Raw genomic sequence first — 17795 nt, forward strand, 5'->3', positions numbered from 1 at the left:
CCGCGTACGCGAGCACCACCTGTGTCGAAGTGAGCACCGGGTTCGCGGTCGCGTCGCCCGGCACTGAGATGCCGTACTCGACCTCGGTTCCCATGATCCAGAGGGGCGGCCAGATCGGCCTCGCCGTGTTGCAGCAACGTCCAGCCATAGGGAGTTCAGCAGGACGCCGCGCGCGAACTTGTCGTCGGAGTCGCGCAGGAGCGAGCGGCCTCGTCGAACAGTTGCCAGGCCAAGCCGGGGTTGCCGGTGTGGGCCTCGGCGGAGGCGAGCACCTCCAGCGCGCGGGCCGTCGTGCCGGGGCGGCACGCGTCGGCGCGTTCGATCGACAGGGACTCCTGGGCGAACTTCCGGGTCACGTGCCAGCCGCCGCGGACCCGGTGGTGCATGGCGGCGAGCACGGTCAGGGCGCTGCGGTACGCCTGGGGCATGGGCCGGGACAGCGCCTGGTGCAGCAGTTCGGTCGGGGCGCCACGAGGGCCTCGCGGGGTGGAGGTCCACGCCGTGGCGACGATCGTGAGGGCGTGGCGGGACCAGTCACCGGCCTCCGCGGTGCGGCTCACAGCCAGTTCGAGCAGGCCGACGTGGCGGTCCAGGCGCAGGACGACCTGTGGCGACGGGAAGAACGACGAGATCTCCGGCTCCACGATGGAGCACACCCACTCGACCACGCGGTCGGCCACGACAACGATGTCACCGCATTCCGCGGCGCGTTCGCGACAGTAGAGGCGGATCGACTCGAGCTGGCGGAACGCGGTGTGGCCACCGGCCCTGTCGACGACCAGCAACGACTTCTGTTCGAGGCTGGTCAGCAGCTCCAGCGCGTCCTCGACGCCGCACACCGTGCTCGCGACACCGAGGTCGAACGGGACGCCCAGCACGGCGAGACGGCGGCAGGCGGCCTGCTCGGCGGGTGACAGCAGGTCGTAGCTCCAGCCGATCGCGGCGCGCAGGGTGCGGTGGCGGTCGTCGGCGGCGCGCGGCCCGCCGGTCAGCAGGGCGAGACGGTCACCCAGCCTGGCCAGCACGTCGGCGGGGGAGAGGACGGTGATGCGGCGTGCGGCCAACTCGATGGCCAGAGGCATGCCGTCGAGCGAGCGGCACACGGCGACGACGTCCGCGACGTTCGAAGAATCCACCTCGAACGAACGGTCCACTGAGACGGCACGATCGCGAAAAAGCACCACGGCGTCGTAACGCAGGGCTTCGGTGACATCGGAACCAACGGGCGGCAGGTCGAGCTCGCCGAGCGCGAAAACCTGTTCGCCGGCAAGACGAAGAGGCTCGCGCGAAGTCACCAGGACGCGCAGCCGCGGGCAGCACGCCAGCAACTCGGACACGACGTCGGCGACGTCGGCCAGCAGGTGCTCGCAGTTGTCCAGAACGAGAAGCGGGCGCCGGTGCTGGTCGATCTCGGCGATCACGGCGTCGCGCACCGAACGGTTCGGCAACGGGCGGGCGCCGACCGCGTGGTAGATCGCCTGGACGACGTCCGACACGGGCGCCAGCGCCGTCCACCACACCTGATCAGCGCGTTTGCTGACGTAATGGACGGCGAGCCTCGTCTTGCCGGCGCCCGCGGGACCGACCAGCGAGACGAGACGGTCCGTTCCGATTCGGCCCAGCGCCGCCAGCTCCTCGCGGCGGCCGACGAAGGTGTCGAGTGGTGCGGGCAGGGCCGAGTCATGTGGGGCGTCGTCCCGTGCCGAGCTGCGTTCGCGGTACGCGCGTTGACGGCAGGCGTTGGAGCAGTAGCGTCGGCCCGCGACCGCTTCGGTGAGCGGGTTTCCACATGTCACGCAGGCGGCATTGGCCGTCATGAGGAATGACCGTACCGGCGCGTAACGGGCCGTAACACCCGCTGTTTCGGGGTATTGAAGGGTCCTTCGAAGCGCGGACAGGATCCAGTCATGACTGCGCAAACCAGACAGGGAAGCACACCGTCGCTCGTGCCGCCGCAGGACAGGCAGGTGGTCGACGAGTGGCTCGCGCGGATCTCGGCCGTCGTCGGCAGAGGCGCGGAGGAGGACAGTCCTGAGGCGTGCCGCACCGCCGCGGAGGCTGCGGAGGAGCTGAGCGCATACCTCTGGATGCTCCGCACCCTGCGCCGCCGAACGGCCTAGTCAGGGCCACTTTTTCTGGCTCGATCAAGAGATCCTCACTATCCCTGTGACCAGCGGCGCAGTTCGGCAGATAGGGTGGGCTTGTTCCTGCCAGTCGAACGCAAGGAGTCCGTCGTGACGGTTCGTGTAGGTGTCAATGGTTTCGGCCGGATCGGCCGCAACTTCTTCCGCGCGGTGCGTGCCGGCGGCCACGACATCGAGATCGTCGCGTTCAACGACCTCGGTGACGTCGCCACCATGGCGCACCTGCTGAAGTACGACAGCATTCTCGGTCGTCTGGACGCCGACGTTCAGGTCACCGATGAGGGCATCTCCGTCGACGGCAAGGTCATCAAGGCCCTGGCCGAGCGCGACCCCGGCAAGCTGCCGTGGAAGGACCTCGGCGTCGACGTCGTCGTCGAGTCGACCGGCTTCTTCACCGACGCCACCAAGGCCCGCGCGCACGTGGACGAGGGCGGCGCCAAGAAGGTCATCATCTCCGCGCCGGCCAAGAACGAGGACCTCACCGTCGTCATCGGCGCGAACGAGGACAAGTTCGACGGTTCGCAGACGATCATCTCGAACGCGTCCTGCACCACGAACTGCCTCGCGCCGCTGGCCAAGGTGCTGCACGACAGCTTCGGCATCGAGCAGGGCCTCATGACCACGATCCACGCGTACACGCAGGACCAGAACCTGCAGGACGCGCCGCACAGCGACCTCCGCCGTGCCCGCGCCGCCGCGCTGAACATCGTCCCGACCTCCACGGGTGCCGCCAAGGCCATCGGCCTGGTGCTGCCGGAGCTCAAGGGCAAGCTCGACGGCTACGCGCTGCGCGTGCCGATCCCCACCGGCTCGGCCACCGACCTGACCGTCACGCTCAAGCGCGAGGTCACCGTGGACGAGGTCAACGCCGCCTACAAGGCCGCCGCCGAGGGCCCGCTGGCCGGCATCCTCAAGTACTCGACCGACCCGATCGTGTCGGCCGACATCGTCACCGACGCGCACTCGTGCATCTACGACGCGCCGCTGACCAAGGTCATCGGCAACCAGGTCAAGGTCGTCGGCTGGTACGACAACGAGTGGGGCTACTCGAACCGCCTCGCGGACCTGGTCAAGCTCGTCGCCTCGAAGATCTGAGCAGGGACGGGAAGTCAGTGAAGACTCTCAGCGACCTGCTCGCCGAGGGTGTCGCGGGTCGCGCGTCCTGGTGCGCGCCGACCTGAACGTCCCCCTCGACGGAGACAAAATCACCGATGACGGCCGCGTGCGCGCGTCGGTGCCGACGATCAAGGCGCTCGCCGACGCGGGTGCCCGCGTGATCGTCACCGCTCACCTCGGCCGCCCCAAGGGCGCGCCGGACCCCAAGTTCTCCCTGGCCCCGGCCGCCGCTCGTCTCGGTGAGCTGCTCGGTGCCGAGGTCGCGCTCGCGAACGACCTGGTCGGCGAGTCCGCCAAGGCCGTCGTCGAGGCGCTGACCGACGGTGGCGTCGTGATGCTGGAGAACGTCCGCTTCGACGCCCGTGAGACCTCGAAGGACGACGCGGAGCGCGCGGCGTTGGCCGACGAGCTCGCGGCGTTCGCGGACGCGTTCGTGTCCGACGGTTTCGGTGTCGTGCACCGCAAGCAGGCCTCGGTCTACGACGTGGCGCAGAAGCTGCCCGCGTACGTCGGCGGCCTCGTCGACGCCGAGCTGGGCGTGCTGCGCAAGCTCACCGACGACCTGGAGCGCCCGTACGTCGTGGTGCTCGGCGGCGCGAAGGTGTCCGACAAGCTCGGTGTCATCGCGAACCTGCTGTCCAAGGTCGACAAGCTGCTCATCGGCGGCGGCATGGCGTACACCTTCCTCAAGGCCCAGGGTCACGAGGTCGGCACGTCGCTGCTGCAGGAGGACCAGCTCGACCAGGTGCGCGGCTTCCTCGCCGAGGCCGAGAAGCGCGGCGTCGAGCTCGTGCTCGTCGACGTGCTCGTCACGGCCGAGTTCGGCAACGTCGAGCACGACGTCGTGGGCACCGACGCGATCCCCGCGGACAAGATGGGCCTCGACATCGGCCCGAAGTCGCGGGAGCTGTTCGCCTCGAAGCTCGCCGACGCCAAGACCGTGTTCTGGAACGGCCCGATGGGCGTCTTCGAGATCGAGACCTACGCCGGCGGCACCCGTGCCGTTGCCGAGGCGCTCGTGAAGTCCGACGCGTTCACCGTCGTCGGCGGTGGCGACTCCGCCGCGGCCGTCCGTGCGCTGGGTCTGCCCGAGGACGGCTTCTCGCACATCTCCACCGGCGGTGGCGCGTCTCTCGAGTTCCTTGAGGGCAAGGAACTCCCCGGTATCAGCGTTTTTGCCAAGAATGAGGGTGATCGCTGATGGCAGCCCGGCTCCCGCTGATCGCGGGCAACTGGAAGATGAACCTCAACCACCTCGAAGCGATCGGCCTCGTGCAGAAGATCGCCTTCTCCCTCCCGGAGAAGTACTTCGCCAAGGTCGAGGTGGCCGTTCTGCCGCCGTTCGTCGACATCCGCAGCATCCAGACGCTGGTCGACGGCGACAAGCTGCTGATCAAGTACGGCGCGCAGGACGTCTCGCAGCACGACTCCGGTGCCTACACCGGTGAGGTGTCGGGCCCGATGCTCAAGAAGCTCGGCTGCCACTACGTGGTCGTCGGGCACTCGGAGCGCCGCGAGTACCACGGCGAGACGGACGCGCTGGTCAACGCCAAGATCAAGGCGGCGCTGAAGGTCGAGGTCACCCCGATCTTCTGCTTCGGCGAGAAGCTCGAGACCCGCGAGGCCAAGGGCCACCTGGAGCTCGTGAAGGAACAGCTCGAGGCCGGCCTCAATGGCTTCACGGCCGAGCAGGTCGCCAAGATCGTGTTCGCGTACGAGCCCGTGTGGGCGATCGGCACCGGCCGCACCGCGTCGTCCGCTGACGCGCAGGAGGTGTGCTCGCTGGTCCGCTCGTTCGTGGCGGAGAAGTACGGCGAGGAGACCGCGGCTGTCGTGCGCGTGCTCTACGGCGGTTCGGTGAAGTCGTCGAACATCGGTGAGCTCATCGCGCAGAAGGACATCGACGGCGCTCTCGTGGGCGGTGCGAGCCTTCAGGCGGACGAATTCACCAAGCTGTGCGCACTGGCCGCCGGCGGCCCTCTACCCTAAGTTGATCTGGAAAAATCACTAACACCACTGGTTGCACACGTTCGGCAGTCGAACAGGTACTCTATGGCGTCGGCTGCCTGACAGCGAGGAAGAAATGATCCTGTTCCTGCAGATCCTGTTGATCGTTACCAGCGTGCTGCTGGTGCTGCTCGTGCTGCTGCACCGCGGCCGTGGTGGCGGCCTGTCCTCGCTGTTCGGCGGCGGTATGCAGTCGAGTCTGTCCGGTTCCTCCGTCGTGGAGAAGAACCTCGACCGCCTGACGCTGTTCGTCGGCGCGGTCTGGGTCATCGCCATCGTGGGCATCGGACTGCTGATCAAGCTGCCTCCGGCAGCCTGATCAACCGTTCAGCGGCAGAAGCCCTCAGGGGCTTGGGGTAACCACTTGGTGGGGGTGTAACGGTCGATGTCCGGTGGTAACGCGATTCGCGGTACCCGCGTCGGCGCAGGCCCGATGGGCGAATCGGAGCGCGGCGAGTCCGCGCCCCGCCGTCGGGTGTCGTACTGGTGCGCGAACGGTCACGAGTCCCGGCCTTCCTTCGCGGTCGACGCGGAGGTTCCGGAGAACTGGGACTGCCCGCGCTGCGGCCTGCCGGCAGGTCGTGACGAGCAGACGCCACCCGCGCCTCCGCGCAACGAGCCGTACAAGACGCACCTTGCGTACGTGAAGGAGCGGCGCTCCGACGCGGACGGCGAGGCGATCCTCGAAGAGGCTCTCGCCAAGCTGCGCCGTCAGCGCGAAGAGCCGTAAGCCTGGCTCGCAGATCAACGCGAAAGGCCCCCTCTACTGCGGAGAGGGGGCCTTTCGCGTACCCGGAACCTACCGGCGCAGGCCGGTGAACTGGCGGCGCAGCATCGCGGCACCGACCAGCAGGAAGAACAGCAGCACGACGAGCGTGCTGGTCGTGCCGCCGGACGAGCTGGACAGCGTCACGTCGACGTTGCCGACGAGCGTGATGCCGCACTCCGCGCGCACCTTGTGCCGGCCGGGCTCGATGCTCGCGAACCTCACCGGCGAGGTGAACCCGCCGTTGTCGTCGGCGACTGCCTGGCCGACGTCCTGGCCGAGCGACTTCAACGTGACGCTGGCACCCTTGGGGCAGCCCGTGCCGGTCGCGGTCAGGTCCTCGCCCGGCTGGATGTTCTCCTTGTCCAGGACCAGGACGCCGTCACCGGTACTGGTCAGCGCGTCCGTGGACGAGGAGGGCTGCGAGGACGACGACGGGGTGTCCGTGGTCGTGGTGGTCATAGGGGGAGTCGTGGTGGTCGTGACGCCAGGCGGACGCGTCACGGGCGGGTTGGTCACCGGTGGGTTCGTCACCGGGGGCTTGGTGACGGGCGGCTGCGTGGTGACGGGTGGCGTGGTCGTGACCGGTGGCGGGATGCGGACCGTGAAGGTGTTGGACGCCGAACTGGCCTGGCACGAGGTCGGCTGGACGGTCACCCGGTGGCTACCCGCGGAGGCGTCCGCCGGAACCGTTGCCGAACCGGAACCCGTCCCGTTGCTACTGCCGGAGCCGCTGCCCACTACTGTCTTGCCGTCCCAGAGGACGCGCACGCTGGGGAACTCGCACGTTCGGGAAAAGTAGATCCCGGTCCACGAGACCTTGAAACCCGATCCCGGGGCGCCGACGTTCGGGCTCAGTGAGAGCGCCGGCGGCTGCTGGGCCGTTGCCGGTGTGGCGGCCAGCACCGTAACACCGGCTGCTAAAGCCACGAGTAAGCCTAAAGACCGCATTCGCTCTCCCCGGATCAGAACCTAAGGTGCGCTAGTGAGACGTCGCATGGCCGGTGCAGGTTTACTGCTGTGGTGCGGAATTATGCTGCTGCCGTCAACGGCGTCCGCACAGGACGGGTCGGTTCTGCTCGAGGCCGATGTGGACGGTAGACCGGTTGGAGTAGGGAACCTGGTGCTCGACCCCTCGGACACCGCGAGGGTCTCCGTCACGGTCCGCAACAACACGAACACCGTGCAGCGCGTGAAGACCGTGCGGATCAAGGGAACCGCGCTGGCGTTGACCTTCTTCGCCTACGACACAACGGTTCCGTTCGACGTCCCGGCGAAGTCCGCTGAGACGCGGTCGTTCCCGCTGGAGCCCACGGATCTCGGTTCGCAGGCCATCGGTCTCCTTCCGGTCACGATCGAGGTCATCGACGTGCAGCGGGAGACCATCGCGTCCGTCGAGACGACCGGGGACGTGCGCGGTTCGCTGTGGTCCGTGTACGGGGCGTTCGGTCTGGGAGTTCTCGTGCTGACGGCGTTGTCGTGGGCGGGCGCGCTGATCGCGCTGGCTCGCCGCCGGTTGCCCGCGAACCGCTGGCAGCGGGCGATGCGGTTCCTGCCGGCCGGGATCGGGACGGGTCTCATCGCGGTGATCTCTTTGTCAGTGCTGCGATTGGTGGCGCCGTCGCCGACGGCGGAGATCCCGTTCATTCTCGGTGCGGCCGCAGCTGCGTTGCTTCTTGGCTATGTGACACCGCATCCGGGTGGGCCGCAACCGTCCGAAATGGATACCGTGAGGATCGAACGGTGACGTTGTCCAGTGTGGTCGCCGCCCTGCCTCAGTACGCCGTCGGTGAACAGATCGGCGAAGGCGGGATGGGCGTGGTCTATGGCGGCGTGCACCGCCAGCTAGGTCGTCCCGTGGCCATCAAACGGCTGCCGCACGCGGTGGCCGAGGACCGGCGGATGAGCGAGCGCTTCGAGCACGAGGCGCGGTTGCTGGCCCGCCTCGACCACCCGCACATCGTGCCGGTGTACGACTACGTCCGGCAGCAGGGCGAGCACCTGCTCGTGATGGAACGCCTCGACGGAGGCACGGTCTGGTCGCGGTTCTCCGGCGACGGCCTGACCGCGCAGCAGTCGTGCGGGATCGTGCTGGCGGCGTTGTCGGGTCTGCACGCGGCGCACGAGGCCGGCGTGCTGCACCTCGACGTGAAACCGAAGAACCTGCTCTTCACCGCGACCGGTGTGGTGAAGGTGGCGGACTTCGGCATCTCCCAGGTGGTGTCGGAGGGTGCGACGCTCGTGACGCACGCCGGCGCGGTGCTCGGCACGCCCGCGTACATCGCGCCGGAACAGGCGATGGGCAACCCGTTGTCGCCCGCAGCGGACGTCTACGCGACCGGCACGATGCTGTACGAGCTGTTGTGCGGCGACCTGCCGTTCGAACGCGGCGGCGGACCGCTCGCGATGATCCAGAAGCGGGTCTACCAGGAGCCGCGGCCGTTGCCGAACGTGCCGGAACCCCTTGCGGGCGTGGTGATGCGCAGCATCGCGCGGGACCCGTCCGCGCGGTACCGCAACGCAGAGACGTTCGCGATCGACCTGGCGGGCGCGGCTGGCCACCTGTTCGGTCCGGACTGGTTGGTGCGCCTGGGAATCCCCGTGCACCTCGCGCCGCAGGTGTCGGCGTCGTCCACGCGTCCGTCGTTGCGGCCGGTCGAGCGCGACACGGTCTCGCTCACGCAGCAGCCGATCCGCGCCACGCTGGTGGACCCGGTGCCGGCCGCGCGGCTCAGCGGCAGCAGCACGCTCGTACCGGCCGCCCAGGTGATCAAGCCGCCGTCGTCGCCGTGGTTGCTGTGGCTGGTGGCGGCGATCTCGTTGCTGACGCTGGTGGTCGTGCCGTTCGTGGCGTCCGGGAACCCGCCGGAGGTCGTCATCACGCAGGACCTGGCGGACCCGGTGAAGGTCGACGGCACGCATCTCGTCGTGACGCTGGCGGGGATTCCGCTCGCGGACGTGCCGCAGCGGGGACCGGACGGCTTCGAGCTGCCCGGCGCGGCGCGGTGGATCATCGGTGGCGTCGTGACGGCCAAGGTGGACGATCAGCCCGCGTTCCTGCTGGGTTCCGGCCAGACGCCGTGGCTGAGCATCATGGGCACCGGCTCGGCGCTGTTGCTGCTCTTCACGCTGGCGTACCTGGAGTCGAACCTGCGGGCGTTGCGCCGGCGGCAGACCGGCGTGGCGGCGGTGATCGCGTCCGTGCCGCTCGGGCTCGGGCTCGGCCTGGCCGTGTGGCTGCTGGTGTCCGTGCTGCTGAAGCACGAGCCGACGATGTCGGTCGCGCTCACGTGCGGTGTGCTCGGTGCGGCGGCGGCCATCAGCGCGTCGCTGGCATCCAAGCGCGCGTGACGCTCGTTAGTCGGAGATGACTCGTTTCTTGGGGAACGACGCCGTCACCAGGAAGCCGCCCTCCTCGGTGGGCCCCGCCGAGAACTCGCCACCGAGCAACGCGGCGCGCTCGCGGAGGCCGACCAGGCCGTGGCCCCCGCTCGGCAGCGTCGAGGAGGGACTGGACGCGGCGGTGTTGCGCACCTCGACCAGCACGTCGTCCTCGTTGGCGTCGATGAGCACGGTCGCGCTCGCGCCGACGGCGTGCTTGCGGATGTTGGTCAATGCCTCCTGCACCGTCCGGTAGACGGCACCGGACACCGGCGCGGCGAGGTCCTCGACCGGCCCCTTGACCTGGATGGTCACCTCGAAGCCCGCGTCGGCGGCCAGTTCCGGCAGCTCGTCGACGCCCGGCTGGTTGTCGTCGGTCGTGCGCAGGACCGACACGAGCTGACGGAGCTCGTCGAGAGTGCGCGTCGACAACATGCGGATGGTGCCGGCGACCTGCTTGTGCTCGGCGTCGGCGACAGCCATGCGCAGCGCGCCTGCCTGCATGGCGATGAGGCTGACCTGGTGCGACACGACGTCGTGCATCTCACGTGCGAGCTTTGCCCGTTCGTCCGCCCGGATCGCGTGCGCGTGCAGCACACGTTCTCTCTCGCGTGACTCGGCGAGCTCGACGATGCGGTCGGACAGTTCCTGGCGGGCGTGCGCCAGCAGGCCGATCGCGATGGGCAGGCCCGCCACCAGGAAGCCGTAGATCGCCGAGTGGAAGTGGCCCGACGGCGGCCTGTCGATGAGCTCCTGCGGCGGCCACGCCACGAACCGGCAGAGCCACACCAGCGCGGCCGCGAGGCCCGTCTGCCAGCCGCCGACGTAGCGGCGCGCCACCGTGTAGAGGGCGATCATCGCGGCGAGCTGCGACCAGCCGACGAAGAAGCCGGGGATGGTCAGCACGAGCGTGATGAACGGGAACCGGCGGCGCAGCACCAGCGCGCCGACCGCGACCCAGTTGAGCCAGAGCTGGTAGTCCTCGACCGGTGGGAGGTCCGTGATCGGGTCGGCCTCGAGCCACAGCCCGTACAGCCAGACGTCGAGCACGGCGAGGAGGATCAACGCCAGGTCGACCAGAATGTGGCGGTAGTCGCCGCTCAGCGGCCAGCGAGAGCCGGCCGCGGTGTCCTCCGGCCGTCTGGCCGGGAGCAGCGTCGTGGTCAGGATCCGACCTCCCCTGTGAGCCTTTCGATCCTCACCGTACTGCGCGTATGCGGCGGTTGGCATTGGCTGCCCCTTTACCCCGACCTGCCCCGTCACCGGGGTAGACGTGTTCACACGCGGATCTGTACGGCGCTCGGCTCACATATGTGCTACCGCACACGCTCGGCTCAGCGCGTGCGGTAGCCACGGCACTACTAGGGGCAGGTCTTCCAGGCGAAGTGGTAGGTCGTGTCGAGGCTGCCGTCGGTCGAGTCCATCGTCATGAAGCTCGTCGTCGTGGCCGTGTTGGACGAACCGGCGTAGACCCGGAGCTCGGTGTTGATGTTGAAGTTCCGCTTCTCGCCGCACGGGGAGTAGACGATCGCGGCCACCTCGGTCGTGTCGGTGGCCTGCCAGTCGTCGCTGACGGGGCCGTTGTACCGGTGGGAGATGGACTCCGTCTGCGACATGCCCTGGAAGTAGTAGTTGGCCTTCTCGATGGCGTAGGCGCCGCGCTCCAGATGAGCGAAACCTCTGTAGTCGGCCTGGGCGATGCCGTAGGTGAAGCCCTGCGGCACGTTGACCCGTAGGTTGAGCTGGCAGTTCTTCCTCAGGTCTGTGGGCTTCGCGCCGACGCCGACCTGGGCAAGGTAGTCGCTGTAGGTGACGGTGAAGGCCTTGTTGTCCTCGGACACCGCGACGGCCGCCGTGCCCGCAGGGCAGCCAGAGCCGTTGATCGTGACGATGTCGATCGTGATGTGGTCGGGCGGCGGCGTCTCGTTGGGAGCGCCGGGCGGGATGATGATGGCTGAGGCCAGCAGGGCAGCGGCAACCGCGTTGAGCATGGGGGCACCTTTCCGACGCATCTCGCAGGGTGGGGTGGCGGCGGTGATGAGGGGTGGCGGCGGCCTTTGAAAATCAGCAGCGCTTCCAGGAGAAGTGGAACAGGGTGCGCACTTCTCCGCGCGTGTAGTCCATCGTCATGAAACTGTTTGTATTGGCATCCGCTGAACCCTTGTCAACGCGCAGGGCGCTGTTGACGTTGAGATTCCGCTTCTCGCCGCACGGAGCCCAGACGATGTCCGCGAACTCGGTCTTGTGAGTGATCGACCAGTTGTCGTCGAACGGCCCGGTGAAGGCGTGCTTCTTCACGTTGTTGGCCGACTGACCCTGGAAGTAGTAATTCACCCACTGGTTCCCCGTCGCGCCGCGCTCGAGGTGCGCAAAGCCCGCGTAGGTTGCCTGCGCGATGCCGTACGTGAAACCCTGAGGCGTGTTGATCTGCAGGTTGAGCTGGCAGTTCTTGCGGAAGTCCGTTGCACCGGCGCCCTTGCCCGCCTGGGCGAGGTAGTCGCTGTAGATCACCCAGAACGACGTGTTGTCCGATGAGACGATCACTTCCGCGGTGCCCTGCTTGCACCCGGAACCGTTCACCGTCACCACGTCGATCGTCACCCGGTCCGAAGGAGTCGTCTCGGCGTGCGCGGGTGCGGACGACAATGTGAACAGCACGGCCAGAGCGGCTGCTGCCGTCGCTTTACGCATGAAGTTGGCCTTTCCTGGTGCCTCTTTCTCAGCGTGGAGCGGCAGCGGTGCCGCGAAGGCTAGCGCAGACCCTCTACCAATGGTGTGATCCAAATGGACCAGGTCACACTGATGGAGCAGTTCGTGAAGAATTACCCCAAGTAGTTGGGCACCTGGTGCTGAGGGAACGAATAGTTTCCGGCATACTGACGCGCATGTCGCAAGCTGGGCAGGTGCTCGTGGTCGAGGACGAGGATCCTGTGCGCAGGTACACCGTCAGCCTGCTCGAGGAGCTCGGCTTCGGGGTCCTGCAGGCCAGCGACGGCGACGAGGCGATCGCGATCCTGCGCGAACGCAGCACCGAGATCAGCGCGATGCTGCTCGACCACAGCATGCCCGGTCTGTCCGGCGAAGAGGTGCTGGCCCAGCTCAAGCGCGAGGGCCTCGCCGTGCCGGTGGTGCTGACCAGCGGTTACGACCGCACGTCGCTGGAGCGCCGGTTCGCGGGCCACGACATCGCGGGATACCTGCAGAAGCCGTTCCGCATCGAGAAGCTCGAGGAGACGGTCCGTCAGGCGGTCGCCCGCCGTGCTCAGGCCTCCTGACCAGGACCAGACCGGTCCAGCACCTCGCGCACGCGTTCCAGCAGGTCGGACTCCACGTACGGCTTGGTGATCAGCACTTCGTCGTCGAGGATCTCGTCCGTCGTGTACCCGGACATGTACATCACGGCGGGCGCCGCACCGGTCGAGCGGAGCAACCGCACGAGCTCGGGGCCGCCCATCCTGGGCATCACGACGTCGGTGAGCACGAGGTCGATCGTGCTCCGGTGCGCGGTGGCCAGCTGCAGCGCCTCCTGCCCGTCGCCCGCCTCGATCACCGCGTAGCCCGCGGTCTCCAGCGAGCGCCGGGTCATGATCCGCACCTGCGCGTCGTCCTCCACGAGCAACACGGTGCCCGCGCCCAGGTGTGAGGTGGCGCGGCGCGTGCACGGTGCCTCAGGTGCGCCGGCGCGGTCGTGCGGCACCGGCAGGTAGACCTCGACGGTCGTGCCCTCGCCGAGCGCGCTGGTCAGCTCGATCTGCCCACCGGACTGCTGCACGATGCCGAACACCGTGGACAGGCCGAGACCGGTTCCCTTGCCGACCGGCTTGGTGGTGAAGTACGGCTCGAAGACCTGTGCCTGCACGTCCGCTGCCATGCCCGCGCCGGTGTCCTGGACGCGCATCACGACGTACTCGCCCGGCCGCACGCCGACGATCCGGCCGGTGTCGCCGGTGCCGAGGGTGGCGTCCGCGATCGAGACCTGGAGCGTGCCGCCGTCCGGCATCGCGTCCCGCGAGTTGACCGCGAGGTTGAACAGGATCTGCTCGACCTGGCCCGCGTCCGCCCACACCCGTGCGACGTTCTCCGGCAGGTGCATCTTCAGCTCGATGTGGTCACCGACGAGCGTGCGCAGCATCGAGTGGACCTTCGTCAGGTTCTGCCTGAGGTCGAGCGACTCCGGGTGCAGGACCTGCTGGCGGGTGAACGCGAGCAGCTGCCGCGTCAGGTTCGCGGCCCGTTCGCCGGCGTGCCTGATGTCCTCGATCGCCGTGCGGCGCGGGTCGTCGGGAAGGGTGCGCCGCAGCAGCATCTCGCTGTTGCCGTTCACCACCGTCAGGATGTTGTTGAAGTCGTGCGCGATGCCACCGGTCAGCCTGCCGATGGCCTCCATCTTCTGCGCGTGCCGCAGCTGTGCCTCGGTCTCGCCGACGCGTTCTTCCAATCGTGCGCGCGCGTCCTTCAGTTCCTGCATCAGGCGGATGCCCCTGAGCGCACTGCTGAGCTGCTGCTGCACGGCCTCGTAGATCCAGCCGGGCTCAGGGCCCTGCTCGAAGATCACGTAGCCGAGGTCGTCCTCGTCGGTGTAGAGCGGGGCGCACAGGGCGCCGAACGGCTTTGACCTTGTGAACGGGTACGGCGTCAGGTTGATGGCGGGGAACGGGCTGTCGGGGTGGTCCTTGAGCTGGTTGTCCTCGTACCGGACGAGTGCGCGCGCCGTACCCGCGGTGTCGTACGCCATGACGTGGCAGCCAGGGATGTCGAGGCGGGGCAGTTCCTCGATGAGGGCGTTCGTCAGCTCGTCGACGTCCCGTGACGCGATGAGCCGTTGCCCGGCTTCGCGCACCGTCTGGTCGTGGCGCTCGTGCAAGAGGTACTTGAAGCGTGCGTCCGTGGCGAACGCATCACCGACGAGGAGTTGCACGCGCAGCCACAGGTCGTTGATTAGCGTAGCGTCGCTGATCCGTGCCGTCACGAACCGATGAAGGTCGAACAGCGGTGGCCACCAGCGTTCGGGTTCGCACCCGGCGCGCGCACTCGCGCGGATGTACTCGGCCAGCAGCTTGAGGAACTCCGCGCCTTCGACCTCGCCCCTTCCCGCCGCCATCAGTTCGACGATGAGCTGCTCGGCCCAGCCGTCCGCGAGCGCGGTGGAGAGGGGACCGAGTGAGCTGCGCAGGTGGTCGGCCACGGTCGCGGCGGTCGCCGACTCGGAGATGTTCAGCCGGCCGTGCGCGGGGGCGTGGTCGCCGAGCCCGGACGGCAGGCAGCCGCACGACCGCCGCACGATCAGCTCGGTCGCCATTGTCTGCACGGGCGGGGTGGGTTCGCCGTTGACGAGGGCCAGCGCCAGTTCCGCGGCACGGAAGCCCATCTCGTGGAACGGCGCCCTCACGGTGGTGAACCCCGGCGTCGCCGCGTGGATGTTCACCTCGCTGTCCGGCGAACCTTCGCCCGTGGCGGTGACGTAGCGGAGGTCGTGCGTGCGGACGTTGGTGTGGTTGTCGTACCCGACGACGGCGATGTCCTCCGGCGTGCGGAAGCCCAGCTCCTCCAGCGCGGACACGACCCCGATCGCGTAGTCGTCGTTCGCGGCGGCGATGGCGTCGGGAGGTTCTTCGACGCCGGCGATGATCTTGCGCACCGCGTCGACCGCGCCGCTCGGTTCCCAGATGAACGTGCCCAGCACGGTGACGAGGTCGGGGTCGAACGGAATCCCGTGCTTGCGCAACGAGTCCACGTATCCCTGGAACCGCTCCTGCGCCCCCGCATGCGTTTGCGGCCCTCTGATGAACGCGATCCTGCGTTTGCCGTGCACCTCGATGAGGTGGTCAACGGCCTGTTCCATGCCGTCGCGGTTGTCCATCAGGATGGCCGGCCACTGCGCGAGGGTCGTCTCCACACTCACCATGGGCATCGGCACGTACCGCTTCACGTACTCCTGCACGCCCGCGGACCCGATGAGCTGCCCCACGCGCGTGGTCCACACGACGAGCGCATCGATCCGGTTCGGCGAAATCAGGTCGTACACCGTGTTCGCCCGCCGCTTGTGCGGGTCCGGGTGGTCCAGTTCGCTGCCCACGAAGCACAGGAGGTCGCACCCGAGGTGCTGGGCGCCGTCACTCACACCGCGCCACTGTTCGCCCGCGAGCTCGATGAGCGGGCCAGCGGTGATCATCCCGATGGTGGGACGTCGCCTCGCACTGCCGTTCGCCACAAAACCCCCGCTACTCAACGCGATTCGGGATGATACGCGTTGTCGAGGGGAATGCCTGCCGTGTTACCGGGGGGATTGGTGAACACCGTTCTGGACGGCCTGGCGGAGAACCCCGCGCTGCCTGCCGCTCTGCTCGACCGTCTCGCCCAGGTGCCCCGTGCAGGTTTTTCGCTGGCGCAGCGCCCTGATCTGACTTCGAGCCAGGTGCGCGCCCTGCTGGCGCTGGACGACTGGACCGTGACGAGCGCGTTGGTGTCCAGCGGCAGGGTCGAGCCGGCGGAGGTGCAGGTGTCGAACCCGTGGGTGGCGCTGGCGGTGGCATCGCATCCGGACGTCGACGCCGGCCTCATCCGCTCGCTCGCCGTGCATCCGGACGTCGACATTCGTATGCGGCTGGCGGAACGGGCCCGTTCGTTGCCTCCGGACGTGATGGAACGCCTGGCCCACTCCGATCCCAGGGTGGCCGTCGAACTGGTTGTGCACCACGCGCTGCCGTTCTCCCTGGCCGTCGAGTTGAGCCGGCATCCGAGCATCGAGGTGCGCCAGGCCGTGGCCGGCAGCCCGCACACACCTCCTTCGGTGCTCGTCCGTCTGAGCGCCGAAGACGCCCTCGCTCGCTGGCTGGCGGGCAACCCCGCGACGCCCGCCTCGATCGCCGCTTCCCTTGTACACCGCCACGACGCCCGCTACTGGCTGGCGGCGCGCACCGACCTGCCGGACCACCTCTACGAGTTGATCGCCTCGGGGGTCGAACCCGGCATCCTCACTCAGCTCGCCGTCAATCCGGCGGTTCCGGTGCACGTATTGCGTCAGCTCGCGGGAACCCGTGCGTTGCGTCTCGCGCTTCTGAAGAACCCCGCGATCCCGTTGGACCTGCTGGAGTTCGTGGCCGAGACCGCTCGTGTCGGTCAGGGGCCGGTGCCTCGCGTTGCTTCCGCTTCGGAAGCCGAGCTCCGGACGTTGGCCGCGTCCACCACCGTGCAGCTGCGGATGCTGGTGGCTCTGCGTGCCGACCTGCCGTTGGATCTGGTTCACCAGCTTGTGTTGGACCCGGATCCCGATGTTGGCGAGGCGGTCGTGACTCATCCGCTGGTGACGGTTGATCAGCTCCGGGAGCTGGTCGAGCGGCATGGGCCGCGGTTGTACCCCCGGGCAGCGCGGAATCCGTTGTGTCCGCCGGAGTTGTTGCACCACATGGCCTTGCGGGCCGGTTCGGAGGAGACCTACCGGGCGATCGCCCGCCATCCTCACGCGTGGGGCGAGACGTTGTTGCTGTGCTTGGAGGATGCGCAGGCCCGGCACCTGGCCGCGTGTCACCCGAACCTGCCGGTGGCGACGATCGTCCGGTTGCTGGCGAGTGAGTTCACGGCCGGGCCCGCGGCGGCGAACCCGTCGCTGCCGGTGCACGTCATGGAGGAACTGCTCAGCTCAGCCACGTGACATGGTGCCCCACAACGGAAAACGGCCCCCAGGCAAGGCCTGGGGGCCGGTCGAGCGAACATCAAGCCAGCGGTGGTTTGAACAGCGCCGGCACGGCAGAAGCGGCCGCAGTGTCCAGCAGCCACAACGTGCGCCGCCGTCCAGTGGCGCCGGCAGCGGGCAGCTGCACCTCGCCCGCACCGCTCAACGCCATGGCCACCGCGGCGGCCTTGGCCTCGCCGGTGGTCATCAGCCACACCTCCTGGGCGCACCGCACCGACGACAACGTCAGCGAAACGCGCGTGGGCGGTGGCTTCGGGCAGTTGCGCACCGCGACGACGGTCCGCTCCTTCTCGTACACCGCGGGAGAAGCGGGGAAGACCGAGGCCACGTGCCCTTCCTCGCCGACGCCCAGCATGCAGACGTCGAACGTGGGCACGTCACCGTGATCCTCCGGCCGGGCCAACGAAGCCAGAAGCGAGGCGTAAGCCTCGGCAGCGGCCTCGGGGTCGTCGCCGAACTTGCCGTCGGAGGGTTCCATCACGTGCACACGTGAGGGATCCACCGGCACGTGGTCCAGCAGAGCCGCGCGGGCCTGGGTCTCGTTGCGCTCCGGATGGCCGGACGGCAGGAAGCGCTCGTCACCCCAGTACAGGTCCACGCGGGACCAGTCCACGGCGTCACGGGCGCCGTTGCGGTTCAGGTGTTCCAGCACCGCGGTGCCGGTGCGGCCGCCGGTCAGCACGACGGA

The 17795-nt window shown here is 68.4% G+C and carries 18 protein-coding genes and 1 pseudogene; 11 read left to right on the top strand and 8 right to left on the bottom strand.

Translation table 11 applies throughout. From position 1 onward, the window contains the following. Together FXN61_RS51020 and FXN61_RS35160 are read right to left on the bottom strand one after the other, a co-directional pair. Window positions 1-148 (bottom strand): proteasome accessory factor PafA2 family protein (locus FXN61_RS51020; RefSeq protein WP_223165730.1); only part of this gene is annotated, 148 nt, incomplete at its 3' end. 7 nt (window positions 149-155) lie between these two features. Next, window positions 156-1817 (bottom strand): ATP-binding protein, encoded by a 1662-nt coding sequence (locus FXN61_RS35160; protein WP_167978254.1) that lies wholly within the window; start codon window positions 1815-1817, stop codon window positions 156-158. 90 nt (window positions 1818-1907) lie between these two features. On the opposite strand from FXN61_RS35160, the gene FXN61_RS35165 reads away from it, so the two are divergent. The 6 genes and pseudogenes from FXN61_RS35165 to FXN61_RS35190 all read left to right on the top strand — a co-directional run bounded on the left by FXN61_RS35165 (window position 1908) and on the right by FXN61_RS35190 (window position 5997). Beyond that, on the top strand, window positions 1908-2120 hold the full coding sequence (locus tag FXN61_RS35165; protein ID WP_167978255.1) for a hypothetical protein: 213 nt from the start codon (window positions 1908-1910) through the stop codon (window positions 2118-2120). 114 nt (window positions 2121-2234) lie between these two features. Further along, the gene (gap, locus tag FXN61_RS35170; protein WP_167978256.1) at window positions 2235-3239 is read left to right on the top strand and encodes a type I glyceraldehyde-3-phosphate dehydrogenase; all 1005 of its coding nucleotides are present in this window, start codon (window positions 2235-2237) and stop codon (window positions 3237-3239) included. 17 nt (window positions 3240-3256) lie between these two features. Further along, a pseudogene (locus FXN61_RS35175) lies at window positions 3257-4461 on the top strand (phosphoglycerate kinase). After that, a complete protein-coding gene (gene tpiA / locus FXN61_RS35180) occupies window positions 4461-5249 on the top strand; it encodes a triose-phosphate isomerase (RefSeq protein ID WP_167978257.1) in 789 nt (262 codons plus the stop codon). The pseudogene FXN61_RS35175 and the gene tpiA overlap by 1 nt, the downstream one beginning before the upstream one ends. A 94-nt stretch (window positions 5250-5343) precedes the next feature. Further along, complete coding sequence (secG, locus tag FXN61_RS35185; RefSeq protein ID WP_167978258.1) at window positions 5344-5586, top strand: preprotein translocase subunit SecG; 243 nt, start codon at window positions 5344-5346, stop codon at window positions 5584-5586. 66 nt (window positions 5587-5652) lie between these two features. Beyond that, window positions 5653-5997: an RNA polymerase-binding protein RbpA gene (locus FXN61_RS35190; protein WP_030470277.1), complete on the top strand. Its 345-nt coding sequence runs from the start codon at window positions 5653-5655 to the stop codon at window positions 5995-5997. Window positions 5998-6066: 69 nt separating this feature from the next. On the opposite strand, the gene FXN61_RS35195 is transcribed toward FXN61_RS35190, so the two are convergent. After that, window positions 6067-6495 carry a hypothetical protein gene (locus tag FXN61_RS35195; RefSeq protein WP_246292395.1) on the bottom strand — a complete coding sequence of 143 codons (429 nt, stop codon included), beginning with the start codon at window positions 6493-6495 and terminating at the stop codon, window positions 6067-6069. Between the two features lie 13 nt (window positions 6496-6508). Here FXN61_RS35195 and FXN61_RS35200 point away from each other — a divergent pair, with 13 nt between their 5' ends. From FXN61_RS35200 to FXN61_RS35210, 3 genes are all read left to right on the top strand, one after another. Beyond that, window positions 6509-6835 carry a hypothetical protein gene (locus tag FXN61_RS35200; protein WP_167978259.1) on the top strand — a complete coding sequence of 109 codons (327 nt, stop codon included), beginning with the start codon at window positions 6509-6511 and terminating at the stop codon, window positions 6833-6835. Between the two features lie 321 nt (window positions 6836-7156). Beyond that, complete coding sequence (locus FXN61_RS35205; RefSeq protein WP_312878228.1) at window positions 7157-7780, top strand: hypothetical protein; 624 nt, start codon at window positions 7157-7159, stop codon at window positions 7778-7780. Continuing rightward, window positions 7777-9384, top strand: coding sequence for a serine/threonine-protein kinase (locus tag FXN61_RS35210; RefSeq protein ID WP_167978261.1), 1608 nt, complete (start codon window positions 7777-7779; stop codon window positions 9382-9384). Before FXN61_RS35205 ends, FXN61_RS35210 begins: the two co-directional genes overlap by 4 nt. 6 nt (window positions 9385-9390) lie before the next feature. On the opposite strand, the gene FXN61_RS35215 is transcribed toward FXN61_RS35210, so the two are convergent. The 3 genes from FXN61_RS35215 to FXN61_RS35225 form a co-directional block, all read right to left on the bottom strand. Next, window positions 9391-10644 (bottom strand): sensor histidine kinase, encoded by a 1254-nt coding sequence (locus FXN61_RS35215; protein ID WP_167978262.1) that lies wholly within the window; start codon window positions 10642-10644, stop codon window positions 9391-9393. Between the two features lie 131 nt (window positions 10645-10775). After that, window positions 10776-11405: a DUF4360 domain-containing protein gene (locus tag FXN61_RS35220; protein WP_167978263.1), complete on the bottom strand. Its 630-nt coding sequence runs from the start codon at window positions 11403-11405 to the stop codon at window positions 10776-10778. A gap of 73 nt (window positions 11406-11478) precedes the next feature. After that, window positions 11479-12198, bottom strand: a complete 720-nt coding sequence (locus tag FXN61_RS35225; RefSeq protein ID WP_246292396.1) for a DUF4360 domain-containing protein — start codon at window positions 12196-12198, stop codon at window positions 11479-11481. A gap of 101 nt (window positions 12199-12299) precedes the next feature. On the opposite strand from FXN61_RS35225, the gene FXN61_RS35230 reads away from it, so the two are divergent. Then, a complete protein-coding gene (locus tag FXN61_RS35230) occupies window positions 12300-12689 on the top strand; it encodes a response regulator (protein WP_167978264.1) in 390 nt (129 codons plus the stop codon). Here the strand turns inward: FXN61_RS35230 and FXN61_RS35235 are convergent. Then, window positions 12677-15586 carry a substrate-binding domain-containing protein gene (locus tag FXN61_RS35235; protein ID WP_167978265.1) on the bottom strand — a complete coding sequence of 970 codons (2910 nt, stop codon included), beginning with the start codon at window positions 15584-15586 and terminating at the stop codon, window positions 12677-12679. The two genes, FXN61_RS35230 and FXN61_RS35235, sit on opposite strands and share 13 nt — an antisense overlap. 117 nt (window positions 15587-15703) lie before the next feature. Between FXN61_RS35235 and FXN61_RS35240 the strand changes: the two genes are divergently transcribed. Then, a complete protein-coding gene (locus FXN61_RS35240; protein ID WP_167978266.1) occupies window positions 15704-17065 on the top strand; it encodes a hypothetical protein in 1362 nt (453 codons plus the stop codon). A 61-nt stretch (window positions 17066-17126) separates the two neighbouring features. On the opposite strand, the gene pgl is transcribed toward FXN61_RS35240, so the two are convergent. After that, a partial coding sequence (gene pgl, locus FXN61_RS35245) for a 6-phosphogluconolactonase (RefSeq protein ID WP_167978267.1) occupies window positions 17127-17795 on the bottom strand: 669 nt, incomplete at its 5' end.

The sequence above is a fragment of the Lentzea indica genome (assembly GCF_012184385.1).
Classification (GTDB): domain Bacteria; phylum Actinomycetota; class Actinomycetes; order Mycobacteriales; family Pseudonocardiaceae; genus Lentzea; species Lentzea indica.

Excerpts from the sequence above, each read along its gene's own strand:
- FXN61_RS35160 (WP_167978254.1), bottom strand. The coding sequence starts at position 1,817 with ATGACGGCCAATGCCGCCTGCGTGACATGTGGAAACCCGCTCACCGAA.
- FXN61_RS35165 (WP_167978255.1), top strand. The coding sequence starts at position 1,908 with ATGACTGCGCAAACCAGACAGGGAAGCACACCGTCGCTCGTGCCGCCG.
- tpiA (WP_167978257.1), top strand. The coding sequence starts at position 4,461 with ATGGCAGCCCGGCTCCCGCTGATCGCGGGCAACTGGAAGATGAACCTC.
- secG (WP_167978258.1), top strand. The coding sequence starts at position 5,344 with ATGATCCTGTTCCTGCAGATCCTGTTGATCGTTACCAGCGTGCTGCTG.
- FXN61_RS35190 (WP_030470277.1), top strand. The coding sequence starts at position 5,653 with ATGTCCGGTGGTAACGCGATTCGCGGTACCCGCGTCGGCGCAGGCCCG.
- FXN61_RS35195 (WP_246292395.1), bottom strand. The coding sequence starts at position 6,495 with ATGACCACCACGACCACGGACACCCCGTCGTCGTCCTCGCAGCCCTCC.
- FXN61_RS35215 (WP_167978262.1), bottom strand. The coding sequence starts at position 10,644 with ATGCCAACCGCCGCATACGCGCAGTACGGTGAGGATCGAAAGGCTCAC.
- FXN61_RS35220 (WP_167978263.1), bottom strand. The coding sequence starts at position 11,405 with ATGCTCAACGCGGTTGCCGCTGCCCTGCTGGCCTCAGCCATCATCATC.
- FXN61_RS35230 (WP_167978264.1), top strand. The coding sequence starts at position 12,300 with ATGTCGCAAGCTGGGCAGGTGCTCGTGGTCGAGGACGAGGATCCTGTG.
- FXN61_RS35235 (WP_167978265.1), bottom strand. The coding sequence starts at position 15,586 with ATGATCACCGCTGGCCCGCTCATCGAGCTCGCGGGCGAACAGTGGCGC.